The following is a 14,502-nucleotide window of genomic DNA, read 5'->3' on the forward strand; positions in this document are numbered from 1 at the left end:
AGTTGAGTCTGAGAAGCCGAAAGTCGACTTCTCAGCAGACCGTCCCATGCGCGAGTGACGATTAAGCGCGGAAAACGCGCTTAATCGGGCAGCCCCGAACAAATAGGGGCGGAAACCGCGCTTTCAGCGAGAGCTCGGCGAGCCGAAGCTCGCAGTTGAGTCTGAGAAGCCGAAAATCGACTTCTCAGCAGACCGTCCCATGCGCGAGTGACGATTAAGCTCAGAAAACACGCTTAATCAGGCACTTCCGAATAAATGGGCGCAGAAACTGTAGACGTTTAATATTACGAAAATAAGGAGGCTTTCAAATGTTTAAGCAACAAGTTCAAAAAAAGATAGTAAGCTCAGTTCTTTCATTTGCACTTGCATTTTCGTTTATTAATCTGTCTGTTCTTCCAGCATCAACGGTTCATGCCAATACGCCAGATATCAACAAAATCAACTCTTCAGTAACGGATGCTGTTTATAATCCCTCAGCAACCGGTTCAGTCAACCTGTTGGCTCCGTCTCTTTTTACACCACAAGCAGGCGTGAATCTCAAGGTAAGTTCGGAATCAGCTGATCATCCTGGTGTAGACGCTTTGCGATCGGGAGGCAGCGGCTACTGGCGTAATTCAAGCTCAAATGTCTATATGAGTAACTATTCGCCATCCTCATTGGCATTGACCCTCGACTTAGGCGCTCCAAAAACGATTGATAAACTTTACCTTGAAATACCTAACACAATTGCTAATATCCAAAGCAATGCAACAAGATTTGAGGTTTATTACACAAATGACCCCAATTCTTGGGCAAGTGCTCCCACGGCCTCCGATACGGCGAACAATTACAATTGGAAGGCAACCGGCTGGACGTTGGCTGGCGGGACGGAAACGGAAGGTTTATGGTCTTATGTAACTTACAACGGACAACAATGGGGCTATGATACCAAGACATTCTTGTATCCGTTTACAGCACGTTATGTGATGATCAATACAGTACTGGTTGGTCCTAGCGATAAGCGCGCAAATGATACAAGTTCAATGATGGGTATATCCGGCTTGGTTATCTACGGCAAAGATTCGGTATCTAATTCAACCGAACTGGTACCGGCTAAGGATACCTACAGTACATGGGATCAGGTCGCACCTAAATCTACATATATAAGCTTTGCTAGCGGACAGACGCTAACGAGCATTACCAAAGGCGATACTACGCTTCGCCCGAATATCGATTACTCGTTAACTGGCAGCACGGTTACATTCTCGCTTCCATACCTTGCCAAACTGCCACTCGGCACGAATGAATTCAACTTTCATTTTAACAGCGGTAACCCATCCATATTTGCATTGGATGTAACAGCCCGCGGGTTTGGTACGAATGACAAGACGATCAAGATGAACGCAATTGAAGGCGTATCTCCTTATAACATTTTGGGCGGCGCAATGGGGACGGACGAGCCAGTAGAAGGCGTGACTAAAAGGATAAGAGACGCATACCACGACTTTTACGGTAATCAGCCTCAGGCGACTGCGGCCGACGACCATATTAAGAGTATTTGGGATAGTACTTTGCAAAAAAATGTGTTCAAGGTCCTTGCCAACGGCAGAGGTTTGAATAATGAATTCCTTGATAAGGTTCGTGACGGCGAGTATGGCCACAAAGGTGTTTTTGACCGGAATTTAGGCTATGTGGTTGACGGAGCGGCTGTCACGGACAGGCAGCGAATTGAAATTCGCCCCAGCGAAGATTCAAACGGCGATTTTGTAGCCTATGAAGGCGACTTGGTTTCCTATGAATGGCTTTGGAATATTCCGGACGGCAACCAGTGGAATCAGTCAAACTTCCGACATATCTTCCAGTTGAAGGCTGTGAATCGTCAAGCGACCGATACTTTACCGGGAGGAAACAACGGCGGAGAAAATGGCGCCTATATCCTCGCGATGTCGATTTCGGGAACGAACAGCAGGGATCTGGTCGTGAATCATAACCGATATGACGGCGATAAGACCATGATGAGAATTCCGTTAAAAGAAATCGATGGCCACTGGATTAAGGTTGAACTTAACGCGCTTATTTCGGATAGCGGCTGGTTCACAATTAAGATTACGGATAGGGTAACCGGTAAGGTATACACTTTTGATAGCCCGGATGTTTATCAAGTGTTTACAAACAAAGGTGCGAGCGACGGTACGAAAGACATATGGAGAAGACCTGAAAGAACAGGCGGCTTCGAGACGGAGTATCCAGCTGCATTTGATCAATATTTGCGTCCCAAATGGGGCATTTACCGCAGCTCCGCTAACGGAACCAACTCTGCCTATGACGCTTCGCTTCAACTTGCCGATATCACCATAAGTAAGGTGGCATCAGGTTTGTCTTCTGTCAACCTTGCCCTTAATAAAAAAACGTATAACGTAGGCCGGATAGAAGGTGCCAACCCGATTCAGATACAATCTGCTATGGCTAACGAATACGGCAATGCAAACAAACTGGTGAACGGTGTATTGGAAGACCCGACAAAATGGAATGTAACCAACGTCACCAGTCTGAATCAAATCGGAAATTATTCATGGCTAGGTACCGACGGAGAGAGAAAAGGCAGTTTCGTCATTGACCTTGGCCAGGCCATGGATTTTAGCCAATTAAGACTATTTGCAAAATCCACCAGGTTAAAAGGCGCAACCGTTTATGTATCTGATGATTTTGGAAACCATACATCGGCTGCCGAATTTGACGCAATGTCGTTTAAACAAGTGGATAGACAGTCTACCCAAGGTTATACGTATGCAACAGGCAACGATAATGGAGGTACTGATTTGGAAGATGGTTCCCACCCAATTAACCTGGGTAAAACCTATCATTCCAGATATATAAAGGTAACGGTAGAGAACGCATCCGGCGGCAATTCCGGTACGGATCTAACAGGACCTCCACGCCTTACACAGGTTCAAGTGTTTAATGCGCCAATTCCTCCACAGAATCTTACTATTGAAACTAACAGCTCAGCTAAAATACTGAAGTGGGACTCCAATATCTTAAGCGAAGGTTATACAGTTTATAATGGCACAATAGTACTTGCTGACTTACCGGAAGGCGTAACAAGCTATACTTTACCAAGTAGCATAACCGATGTGTCCAAAATTGCCGTAAGGTCAAAGGGAACTGACCCGAACTCTCGCAAGTTTATGATTTCGGCACCGACCTTAGTGATAGATCCGCAAGATGTGACTCCGCCCAAAACGGAAGCACGGATCGAACCGGCGCTGCGGAACGGCTGGCTGAACACGGATGGGTCCGTTGCACTGACGGCACATGACGATCTCTCCGCTGTAGCGAAAACGGAATACAAGGTGGGGGATAACTCGGAATGGCAAACCTATATCGGGTCAATCGCTTTCAATAACGAAGGCGTGTATCGGCTGCAGTTCCGCTCGGTCGACGCTGCAGGCAACATCGAGCAAACGAAGGAGCTAATCGTCCAGATTGACAAAACGAAGCCGACCTTTGTGCTGACGGCAAACGGGGAACCGCTTGCGGAAGGCGCTGTTTTCTCCGACGACCGTCCGATTGCGCTGCTCTTGAATGCGAGCGATCCACTTTCCGGTATAGCGAACCAGGAACTTGTGCTGGACGGAAAGCGTTTGGACAACGGCACTTCCGTTGATTTGGCCGGCAAGCCTGGCCTCCATAGTCTGAAGATTGTCATCACCGATCAAGCCGGCAATAAGACGGATGAATCTGTCCGTTTTACCATTGCAGCCACCCCCGAAGGGTTGTCCAGCTTGATTGACCGCTATGCCAATGCCGGCGAATTGAAGGGACCGCTGGTTAACCAATTGCGCAACAGCCTGGATCAGGCGCTGCATCAATTGGGCAAAGGCGACAAAGACAAAGCGGCTAAACATATGCAGGATTTCCTGAAGCATCTGAATAACAAGTCGATGGTGGAGAACATCTCCGAAACAGTAAAGACCATCCTCACGGCTGACGCCAACGCTTTGATCAAGGCATGGTCCGCGAAGTAACGAACATTAACATATTGTAGATGCAAAAGCATCCGGCCATTGTTGAAGGCCGGATGCTTTTTTTATGATCAAAAGATTTAGAAATTCGTGTTGAAAAATTGCGGGGGAATTAAATAGTTAAAAAATGGACAGGGGATCATTCCTGCCCATTTTTTTCATAGTCGGAGGAGCCGCGTATCAGTAGTTCAGAATCCACTTTAAAAACACGATTCTCCGCATATTCGTTCTCATTCATCATGTCGATTAATTTCTCGACGAGAAGAGCACCCATGGTGTACTTCGGCTGATTCACTGTGCTTAACGGAGGGGTGATATATTTACTGATTCGATTATTATCTACCCCGACAACAGCTAACTGCATCGGGATTTGGATACCAAGTTCTGAGCATGCCCGATATACGCCAAGTGCCATCTCGTCATTTGCTGAATAAACGGCAGTAAAGGGTATCTTTTTAGCAAAAAGTCGATGAATGGCTTCATATCCGCCCGTTTCATTAAAGTTGCCGTTTTCAATTAATTCGGGACGAAACGGAATGTGATGCTCTCTTAAAGCTTTCAAATAGCCTTCTAAACGATCATAACTGTCAACAGCATGGGCAGACCCGTTAATAAATGCAATCTCTTGATGGCCAAGTTCCACTAAATGAGTTATAACCTTCATCGAAAATTTCACATTATCAGTTACAATGCAGGGGATTCGGTCATGATCAATCTGCTTTCCAACAATGCCAATGGTATACCCATTATCGGCAATTTGTAAGATGACTTCGTTAGATATCATGGGTGCAACCATAATGACGCCGTCGATGGTGCGTGTAGTTAACAAATTCAAGAATTCTAGTTCTTTTTCTTCATTATTTTCGGTATCACAAATCACCACTTTATACTTCTTTGAATAAGCAATGTTTTCAATACCTTTAATGATTTCGGAAAAGTAGGAGTTGCTGATATCAGGAACAATGACCCCTATTGTCATTGTTTTTTGCGAACGAAGATTTTTTGCGGCGGCATTGGGTTGATAACCGAGTTCATTAATGATTTTCATGACTTTGTCTCTTGTTTTAGGCGTAACCTTACTGCTGTCATTGAGAACGCGTGAAACCGTAGCGGGAGCAACTCCTGCTCTGGTGGCGACGTCAACAATTTTGAATTTCATATCCATGAGTATCAACCTTCTATCCATAGTAAACATATTGTGTGCTCTGTACACCAAGTATAAGTTAGATTGAAATCGATTTCAACAAAGGATGCATCTAACCTATCATATACATCATGACAGCGGTTTGAAAGCTGATATTGAGATATAAAAACGAATGTAAAAACAAATTGAATACGGTTTCATGCTAGTTTATAATTAAATGAAATCGATTTCAATTAACGAGGTGACGATGTTGAAAATAAAAACGTCCAATTCCAACGTGAAATTCTCCGCTTCTATTTTTCGGTCTTTTACGTTGACCATCGCTTTAACGATTGTGATGCTGTCGGGAATTCTACATGTTTATTTCGAAGATATTTCCCTCAACCAGACGTACAGATCCACATTGAATAATCTAGCACAAACAAGCCAAGAAGCTTCCATCATGGCGGTTAACGCCAACACGTTTGCCAAACAAATATATAACGACATGAATGTGTCCAAGTTGCTTTACTTTTCGTCAGGAGATCCTCTCGATACAAGTACGGCGATGGCTCAACTGAACTCCTATCGAGCTACATCCCTTTTTATTGATTCCATCTACATATATAACTACCAGACAGATACGTTTTATACGAGCGCAGAGATCAGTGCTAATTCGGTTTGGAAATCGAATGAGTTTTACGATACGACAGCCGTAGAAATGGTTAAGCATGTTTCGGATTACAAGACGTTAATGCCAATCCCGCGTAAAATTCCGTTTGAGAGCCTCATGCTGAACAATCAAGAGAAGGAACGGGATTGTTATACCTTCCTGTTGTACGACACTCTTTCCCATAAAGATGAAAAGAACGTCATTATCGTTAATATATCCGAAACGCAGATGCACAAAAATATCGATGGTATGATCGCCACTTCGGACAAAAATACGTTTATCATCAACGATCGCGGAGTCCTCGTCACGAACAGCTGGAAGAATGCTATGCTGACGGACCTTACCCATAAACCGTACATCCAAGTGGTGCTCGGAAGCGGCGAATCTGAAGGATATTTCGTCTCCGATGTGGATGGGGTTAAATCCTTAGTGACGTATACAGCTCCTGATGTTCTGGGCTGGCGATATATTAGAATTGCCCCTTACAGCGCCATAACGAGCGGCATTAATCATATGAGGCTCTATACGATTGCAATCGCAGTTGCTATTCTACTTCTTGGACTTCTGACTTCCTACCTGATTTCGCGAAAATTGTCCTTGAATGTAAACCGCAAGTTAGTGAAGCTGACAACACTTGAGACGGAACGAAGAAACCATTCCATGGCGCTGCGACAAGATCTGGTTCGCAATCTGCTTCTGGGATCGGGCAGCAGTAATCCTCATTGCCTGGACGAGAAGTTCAGGTTGTATGAAATTCATTTGGATGCCAAGAATCATTTTGCCGTGACGGTGCTGAAGATTGACGGTTATCGGGAGCTAGTGGAGAGATACAGCGTCGGCGACAGGAGCCTGCTCAAGATTGGGATTATGAACATCGCTCAAGAGTTATTGAATGCCTACTGTCCTTCCTTTGCCGTTGATATGGGAGATGACCGTATTGCGATTCTACTCAATATAGAGGAACCCGCTCCGAATAGTCATTCTGTCCTGCCAGAGAGCCTATGGCGTCAAATTCAATCCTTTGTGTCGGATTACATTAAAGTATCCGTTTCAATTGCGGTGAGTATGACCGGTGATGATGCTCGAAGCGTCAGCCGCTTGTACACTCAGGCGACGGCAGCCTTATTCCATCGGCTTTTCTTCGGTCATGAGTGTCTTATTTACGCGGAGCAAATCGAGTCGCTGAAGGCCAAATCTTATGTGTACCCGATCTCCAAAGAGAAGGTGCTGATCGAAGAGCTAATGATGGGTCGAATTACCGAAGCATCGCGCATATTCCGCGAGATCGTCGAAGAAACGGCCGGTTATTCCTATATGTCATATCATCTGGCTGTATCGCACTTGGCATTTGCCGTGAACAACGCAGTTTCCACGATTCAAAAGAATAACGATATCTTCTGGGATTTGAATATCAATGCGCTGCTTTCCAGTCTTAACGATGCGGAACTAGTCGAGGACATGTACCGTCCGTTCTTCGATGTATTTGAGCGTGTATCAGCCAGCCTGGAAGAGAAGAAGAACACAAGGCACGACGAAGTGGTGGGTAAAATCATCGCTATTGTGCAGCAGAAATATATGTTTCAAGAGCTCTCCTTGGAATCCATTGCCGAGGAGATGGGGTTGTCCGCAACCTATATCGGACGGTTATTTAAGAAACATACGTTAAACACGATTCTGAATTACATCATTGAAGTAAGAATGGACCAAGCGAGAACGTTATTGCTTACAACTGAGCTTCCCATAGGGGATATTGCGGAAAAATCAGGTTTTTCAAACAGTCCGTATTTCTACAAAGCGTTTAAAAAAATCAACGGTGTAACACCGGTTGACTTCCGCAAAAACGGACGATTGCAGGAAGAAGGGGTTCGAGAGATCAGTTGAGTTCCCAAACATCGGAAAAAGTGATCTGATGCGGAGAAAAGCTCTTCATAATGAAGCAAAAAATGATAATGATCGCATATTTATAGTTGCTCCAGCCTTGGTAGAAGGCCTAAGATTGGCCTTGCAAACAACAAACACAATCCAAGAGTTCGGAGGTGAGTAAGCGATGACAGCTTTAAAAGGCTTCTGGGCGGAATTGTCCAGGAACAAAATCATGTTTCTGATGGTAGCTCCTGCGATCCTTTTTTTTATCGTATTCAGCTATATTCCTATGGCGGGAATTTATCTGGCCTTCACGAAGTTCAGCTTCGACGGTGGGATATTTGGAAGCGAATTCATCGGTATGATGAACTTTAAGTTTTTGTATCAATCAGGTACGCTATGGAACTTGACGAAAAATACGGTCGTGTATAATTTGGCCTTTATTTTTATCGGTAACTTCCTGCAGTTGGTCTGTGCGATCTTCTTAAGCCAGATTGCCAACAAATATTTTAAGAAAGCAACGCAATCCATTATGTTTCTGCCGTTTTTCATTTCGTGGGTTCTTGTAGGCGCTTTCGTTTTCAACTTGTTTAACTCCGATACCGGCGTTATCAATACTTTGTTGAAACAGCTAGGGGCGCAGCCGTATGACTTCTATTTGAATACGGAACCGTGGAAGTACATCATTGTCTTCTTCAATGTCTGGAAAGGTCTCGGGTACGGAACGGTTATTTACTTGGCCGCCATTATGAGCATCAGCGATGAGTATTACGAAGCAGCGGAAATTGACGGAGCTCATATTTTTCAACAAATTCGTCATATCACGATTCCGCTTTTAACCCCAACCTTTATTTTGCTCGTCATTTTCAGTCTTGGCGGTATTCTCAAAGGGCAGTTTGACCTGTTCTATCAGATCATCGGCAACAACGGCATGTTGTATGATGCGACGGACATTATCGATACCTATGTATATCGGGCGTTGGCGGTCAATTTTGACATTGGAATGGGATCGGCTGCAGGCTTGTACCAATCGTTCTTTGGCTTCCTGTTAGTGATGACGGTCAACTTTATTGTGAAAAAAGTCCGCGAAGATTACGCATTGTTCTAAGCAAATGCTTACGAAGCCAGTTTTGCTGAAGCAAAACTCTTAGGAGGGACTACCGTGAGACGCAAAAAAGACTCGGCGACGATGGCTTTTATGGTCATCGCTTATGGAACGGTAGCGATCTTGACCATACTCTGCCTGCTGCCGTTCTGGTTAATTATTTCGGGTTCGTTTACGTCGGAGAATGAAATCATCGGGGAAGGGTTTAAGCTTTGGCCGAACGACCTATCTATCGACGCATACAAGGCGGTCTTCACCAACCCTGAGCAAATTTTCCGCGCCTATGGGGTGACAATTTGCCTTACCGTCATTGGAACAATCTTCGGCTTGTTCCTTACGTCCATGGCGGGATACGTGCTCGCTCGTAAAGATTTCAAATACCGTAACTCAGTCGCATTCTTCATGTACTTTACGACATTGTTCAGCGGGGGCTTGATCCCATGGTACATTCTTATCGTTAAGTATCTGGATTGGAAAGACAGCTATCTGGCCATGTTGATTCCCGCACTCATTAGTGCCTGGAATATCATTCTTATGAAGAACTTTATGAAATCGATTCCTGACTCCATCGTTGAGTCGGCTCGAATCGACGGCGCAAACGATTTTACGATCTACAGCCGCCTGATCCTTCCCTTATCAACACCAGGGCTAGCTACGATCGGATTGTTCCTTGCTCTTGGCTATTGGAACGATTGGTTTACCGCCAACATCTTCATCACGACGGAAAGCAAGTTTCCGCTGCAGTTCTTTTTGTACAAGATTCTAGCGAATGCCGCCGTACTGCGTACGGACATCGCCGCAAATTTGGCTGCCGTCAATTTCAAAGCCCCTGCCGAGACGCTGAAGATGGCAGTTGCCGTCGTCGTTACAGGGCCGATCGTACTTCTGTATCCATTTGTGCAAAAGTACTTCGTCAAAGGACTGACTATCGGCGCAGTCAAAGGTTAGAACCGGTTTAACGGCTAACATAGATATCGTTTGTCCACTTTTAAGGAGGAGTCATAAATGAAAAGAAAGATCGGAACTATTCTAGCAGGCGTCATGCTGGCTGCAATCACTTTGTCGGGTTGCAGCAGCAGTACCGGAACAAAGCCTGATACAACTACACCTGCGAAGACGGAAGGAAACCAAAGCGCAGCGCCTGCAGCGACAGGACCGGATATTTCAAAATCGGTTGAGCTCGTATGGTATTTGGTAGGTGATGCCAATAAGGATACACCTAAGGTTATGGACGAATTCAATAAAATGCTGAAGAAGGATCTGAACGCAACGGTTAAATTGAACTTCACCACTTGGAACGATTGGCAAACCAAGTACAACCTGCTGCTGACAGCTGGTGAGAAAATCGATATGATCTTTGCCTCCTCATGGGCAGGCTACTTCAAGTATGCCAAACAGGGTGCATTCACGGATCTGACTGCTCTGCTTCCCAAGTATGCGCCTCAGGTTCAAAAGCAAGTTTCGGCGCAGGATTGGAGTGACGTCACCATCGGCGGTAAAATTTACGCGGTTCCCAACACGAACCCGGAATACACGCCGAACGGAATTGTCTACCGCGAGGACTGGAGAAAAGAGTTGAACCTTCCAGAAATCAAAGATCTGGCTTCCATCGAGGCGTATTTGGATGGCGTCAAGAAAAATAAGCAGAACGTTATCCCGATCAACGGAAGTGCATGGAACGAAATTAGCACTTTATTCTCCGCAGTTCAAGGCTACCAGACAATCGGTGGTGAGAGCGGTGTTGTAGTAGCTAAAAACTATAACAGCCCAAGAGATATTGTCGCTTACCCATTCACACCGGAATATGAGGCTTGGGTGAAGAAAATGAAGGAATGGGCGGACAAAGGCTACTGGTCAAAGAACACACTGTCCTCTAAACAAGAAGCTGGCGATCTGATCAAGACGGGCACAGGTGCTATTTACTGGCGCAACCCTCCGGGCGCAGCTGGATTCATCACTGACGTTCAGAAGAAAGATCCGAAGGTGGAGATCGGATACTTCCCGTACACACGCATGCAAGGCTTCGCTATGCCGACGATGGGTATTGCCAATGGTATGGCGATTCCGAAAAGCGCAGCCAACCCGGAGCGTTCGCTCATGGTACTGGAGAAGATCAGAACCGATGCGAAGTATTATAACCTGATCACCTACGGCCTTGAGGGCTATCACTATGATTTGATCAACGACGGTAAAAATATCGTCACTCCTTCCAAAACCCAGGATGCTGCGAAGGTTCAAGGCTACGGTATCGCGGATTGGGGCTGGAGAAACAAGCCGCTTATGAAAGCGGGCGTCGGCGGTTGGGACGGTCTGGATAAGCTGAACGAAGAATTCTCCAAGATGAGCAAGCCAGACATTTTCTCGCCGATATCCATGGACTACGATGCAGTGAAGACAGAGTACGCTGCTGTCAATCAAGTTATCGATCAATACGGCAAGCCGCTCATGATGGGTTTGGTACCGAATGTGGACCAAGCACTCAAGACTTACCAGGATAAACTGAAATCTGCTGGCATCGATAAAGTTCTCGATTATGTGAAGAAGCAAGCTACGGCTTACTACGACGAAAAAGGCATTAAGTAAGAATAACAAGCAAAGAGCATGGGGCCGAAAGGGCAGCATCAGGCGTTAACGCCTGCGCTGGCCGTTGGCCTCTTGTTTTTTAGAATTTGTAGAGGAGCTGGCATAATGACCACCGTACAAGTATGGCAATCAACGATTGATGGGTCGAAAAAACTGGTGCAAATGGAATCGATTACATTTTCTGAAAGCAATAAGGTAATTACTGATTACGTCATCACCATTGACGAGGCGGTCACCTATCAACAGATGGACGGTTTTGGAGCTTCTTTTACCGATGCTTCAGCCTGGCTAGTGGTTCATGCTTTATCCGAGGAGCTTAGAGATGAACTCATGCGGAAGCTTTTTGACCGGGAAGAGGGCATTGGGGTTTCGTTCATACGTCAGCCGATGGGAGCAAGTGATTTCGCGTGGAAGATCTATAGCTATGACGATGTTGAGCCTGGAGAAAGCGACTATGAGCTTGCGCGGTTTTCAATCAATCACGATCGGAATTACATTTTACCTGTTCTCCATCAGGCTTTGCAGCTGAACCCTGAGCTCAAGGTGATGGCTTCGCCATGGAGCGCACCGGGCTGGATGAAGACTTCCGACGCGATGATCGGCGGCACGTTGAAGCCGGATTGCTACGGGATTTACGCAGACTATTTCGTCAAGTTTCTAGATGCCTATCAAGCAGAAGGGATTCCGATCTATGCCGTTACAATGCAAAATGAACCGGGCTACGAGCCGAAGGAATACCCGGGTATGATTGTGAAGCCGGCAGAAGAAGCCGCGTTTATCAAGTCACATTTGGGACCACGGCTGGCTAAGCGGGAGCAGACGACCAAGATCATGTGCTATGACCATAACTGGGACGTCCCCGGCCATCCTCGCGAGATCTACGAAGACCCCGAAGCAAGCAAGTATGTCGCGGGAACCGCATGGCACGTGTATGGAGGGCGGCATGAGGCCATGTCGCAGATCAAGGAGCAGTTCCCGGACAAGGATGTTTGGTTTACCGAGGCGTCCGGAGGGCAGTGGATTCCGCCGTTCCACGACGCTTTCATGGACCAAATGAAGCATGTGATCCGCACGACAAGAAACTGGTCGAAGTCTGTTATTTGGTGGAACATAGCTCTGGATGAGAACAACGGGCCTACCGTCCTGTCGCGAAGCACGTGCCGCGGCGTGGTCAAGATCAATCAGCAGACAGGGGAGCTTACTTATAATCTTGATTACTACACTCTTGGCCATATCAGCAAGTTCGTGAGTCCGGGTGCTTATCGGATCGCTTCGAATACGTTTGAAGATGACTTAGAAACGGTAGCGTTTCGCAATGAGGATGGTTCCAAGGTGTTGATTGTTTCAAATCGGACTACGAAGCCGAAAACGTTCGCCGTTGCAATCCATGAAAGGACCTTCGAATACAAGATTGATGGGGAAGCGGCAGTTACTTTTAAGTGGGAACAATGATGAGAAAATTAATGCGAACACCGATTGTGGTGGGCATTATCATTGTACTGATAGCGATGCTCGGCTTCCTTAAGTACGGTCTTCATTCATCGCAAAGCCCAGTGAACGTGTGGATTACCACAGCCGATCAAAGTAAGCTGCTTCATCAAGAAGCGGATCTGGCTTGGGTAAAGGACAACACACCGAATGATTCTACCATTGTCATCGATGGAGAGAAGGTGTATCAGCAGATCGACGGTTTCGGTGCGGCTATGACGGATTCGTCCGCCTGGTTGATTGCAAACAAGCTGAATCCTGAGCAAAGAAGTGATCTGATGAATAAGTTGTTCGATCATAAGCAAGGCATCGGCATAAGTTATTTGCGGCTCCCAATGGGAGCCACGGATTTCTCGTTAAAGAGCTACACGTACGATGATATGCCAGAAGGGCAGACGGATCCGAAGCTGCAGAACTTTTCGATCGATATGACAAAGCATACATCATCCCGACCCTGAGCAAGGCCAAGGAACTCAATCCGGACTTGAAAATCATGGGCTCTCCCTGGAGCGCACCGGCCTGGATGAAGACGTCAGGATCCTTGATTAAAGGAAGCTTGAATCCCGACTTTTATCAAGCCTACGCTGATTATTTCACGAAGTTCGTTCAGGCCTATGCAGCAGAAGGGCTATCAATCGATGCTATTACACCGCAGAATGAGCCCCACTTCGAGCCTGACGGATACCCGGGCATGAGGATGGAACCGGCGGACCAAGCGAATTTTATCAAATCGCATCTGGGTCCGGCCTTCGAGAAGGCAAAGCTTGGAACGAAGATCGTGATATGGGATCACAACTGGGATGAACCCTACTACCCGATACAGATTCTGATCGACCCGGAAGCAAACAAATACATTGCTGGATCGGCTTTCCACGGCTATGCAGGTGATGTGTCCAGCCAGCAGAAGGTGCACGATTTGTTTCCGAACAAAGATATTTACTTCACGGAGAGCTCAGGCGGAGAATGGGCCCCTGATTTCGCAGGCAGTCTGAAATGGGATATGCAGAACCTCATTATCGGCTCGACTCGCTATTGGGCAAAGACGGTGCTGAAGTGGAATTTGGCCCTTGATGAATCGTTCGGGCCCAAGAACGGGGGCTGTCCCGATTGTCGCGGTTTCGTGAAAATCGATCAAAAGAACGGGGCGATCTCTTATAACCCGGAGTTTTATGCATTTGGGCATGCGAGTAAGTTTGTAAGGGCAGGAGCATATAGGATTGATTCGAACACGCTTGGCAGCGGAAATATCGAGGATGTCGCTTTCCGAAATCTTGACGGATCCGAGGTGCTCATCGCGTTTAATTCGGCTGCGGAGAGCAGGTCGTTCAAGGTGATGCGGGGCAGCAAGTCTTTTTCATACACGCTTCCTGCAGGCGCGGCAGCTACATTTTTATGGACGGGAGAGAAGAGAGGCGCGAAGTAAGGCGAGATATCCAGAATGCAGTCATAAATAAAATAAAACCGCCATGTTTGGCGGTTAGCGAATTAAGGTTCATCGATATATTCTTCTTCGTTCGGGATACTGTTCAAAAGGTTTTTATCTACTTTTTTCTGATCTTGCTCGGTGTTGGTGTCGCAGTTAACAATACAATTCATTATTTCTTCGGAATTATCTTGAATATTTGTGTACTCAACCATGTTTGAACCTCCTTTCATTGAATTA

9 protein-coding genes and 1 pseudogene are annotated in these 14,502 nt (G+C 46.2%); 8 read left to right on the forward strand and 2 right to left on the reverse strand.

Features of this window, described 5'->3' with window-relative positions; genetic code table 11:
• Positions 1-308: 308 nt before the first annotated feature.
• The gene (locus AC58UU_RS24300; protein WP_497319517.1) at positions 309-4,007 is read left to right on the forward strand and encodes an FIMAH domain-containing protein; all 3,699 of its coding nucleotides are present in this window, start codon (positions 309-311) and stop codon (positions 4,005-4,007) included.
• A gap of 136 nt (positions 4,008-4,143) precedes the next feature.
• Here AC58UU_RS24300 and AC58UU_RS24305 read toward each other — a convergent pair whose 3' ends face one another.
• Entirely contained in the window at positions 4,144-5,163 is a 1,020-nt protein-coding gene (locus AC58UU_RS24305; protein WP_497319728.1) for a LacI family DNA-binding transcriptional regulator, read from the reverse strand.
• 202 nt (positions 5,164-5,365) lie between these two features.
• Between AC58UU_RS24305 and AC58UU_RS24310 the strand changes: the two genes are divergently transcribed.
• The 7 genes and pseudogenes from AC58UU_RS24310 (at position 5,366) to AC58UU_RS24340 (ending at position 14,262) form a co-directional block, all read left to right on the forward strand.
• On the forward strand, positions 5,366-7,681 hold the full coding sequence (locus AC58UU_RS24310; RefSeq protein WP_497319518.1) for a helix-turn-helix domain-containing protein: 2,316 nt from the start codon (positions 5,366-5,368) through the stop codon (positions 7,679-7,681).
• Positions 7,682-7,847: 166 nt separating this feature from the next.
• Complete coding sequence (locus AC58UU_RS24315) at positions 7,848-8,771, forward strand: ABC transporter permease (RefSeq protein WP_171644061.1); 924 nt, start codon at positions 7,848-7,850, stop codon at positions 8,769-8,771.
• Between the two features lie 54 nt (positions 8,772-8,825).
• On the forward strand, positions 8,826-9,716 hold the full coding sequence (locus AC58UU_RS24320; RefSeq protein ID WP_497319519.1) for a carbohydrate ABC transporter permease: 891 nt from the start codon (positions 8,826-8,828) through the stop codon (positions 9,714-9,716).
• Between the two features lie 57 nt (positions 9,717-9,773).
• Positions 9,774-11,351, forward strand: a complete 1,578-nt coding sequence (locus AC58UU_RS24325) for an extracellular solute-binding protein (RefSeq protein WP_497319521.1) — start codon at positions 9,774-9,776, stop codon at positions 11,349-11,351.
• Between the two features lie 105 nt (positions 11,352-11,456).
• Positions 11,457-12,803, forward strand: a complete 1,347-nt coding sequence (locus AC58UU_RS24330) for a glycoside hydrolase family 30 protein (RefSeq protein WP_497319523.1) — start codon at positions 11,457-11,459, stop codon at positions 12,801-12,803.
• Between the two features lie 251 nt (positions 12,804-13,054).
• A pseudogene (locus AC58UU_RS24335) lies at positions 13,055-13,977 on the forward strand (glycoside hydrolase family 30 protein); the annotation flags it as partial.
• Positions 13,960-14,262 (forward strand): glycoside hydrolase family 30 beta sandwich domain-containing protein, encoded by a 303-nt coding sequence (locus AC58UU_RS24340; RefSeq protein WP_497319729.1) that lies wholly within the window; start codon positions 13,960-13,962, stop codon positions 14,260-14,262. The pseudogene AC58UU_RS24335 and the gene AC58UU_RS24340, both read left to right, overlap by 18 nt.
• Positions 14,263-14,324: 62 nt before the next feature.
• Here AC58UU_RS24340 and AC58UU_RS24345 read toward each other — a convergent pair whose 3' ends face one another.
• Positions 14,325-14,477, reverse strand: a complete 153-nt coding sequence (locus AC58UU_RS24345) for a hypothetical protein (RefSeq protein WP_171688098.1) — start codon at positions 14,475-14,477, stop codon at positions 14,325-14,327.
• Between the last annotated feature and the right edge of the window lie 25 nt (positions 14,478-14,502).

Source organism: Paenibacillus sp. JT22N1 (assembly GCF_059692155.1).

Bases quoted from the DNA above. Each gene is read 5' to 3' on its own strand.
- AC58UU_RS24300 (WP_497319517.1), top strand. From the start codon at position 309: ATGTTTAAGCAACAAGTTCAAAAAAAGATAGTAAGCTCAGTTCTTTCA.
- AC58UU_RS24305 (WP_497319728.1), bottom strand. From the start codon at position 5,163: ATGAAATTCAAAATTGTTGACGTCGCCACCAGAGCAGGAGTTGCTCCC.
- AC58UU_RS24310 (WP_497319518.1), top strand. From the start codon at position 5,366: ATGAAATCGATTTCAATTAACGAGGTGACGATGTTGAAAATAAAAACG.
- AC58UU_RS24315 (WP_171644061.1), top strand. From the start codon at position 7,848: ATGACAGCTTTAAAAGGCTTCTGGGCGGAATTGTCCAGGAACAAAATC.
- AC58UU_RS24325 (WP_497319521.1), top strand. From the start codon at position 9,774: ATGAAAAGAAAGATCGGAACTATTCTAGCAGGCGTCATGCTGGCTGCA.
- AC58UU_RS24330 (WP_497319523.1), top strand. From the start codon at position 11,457: ATGACCACCGTACAAGTATGGCAATCAACGATTGATGGGTCGAAAAAA.
- AC58UU_RS24345 (WP_171688098.1), bottom strand. From the start codon at position 14,477: ATGGTTGAGTACACAAATATTCAAGATAATTCCGAAGAAATAATGAAT.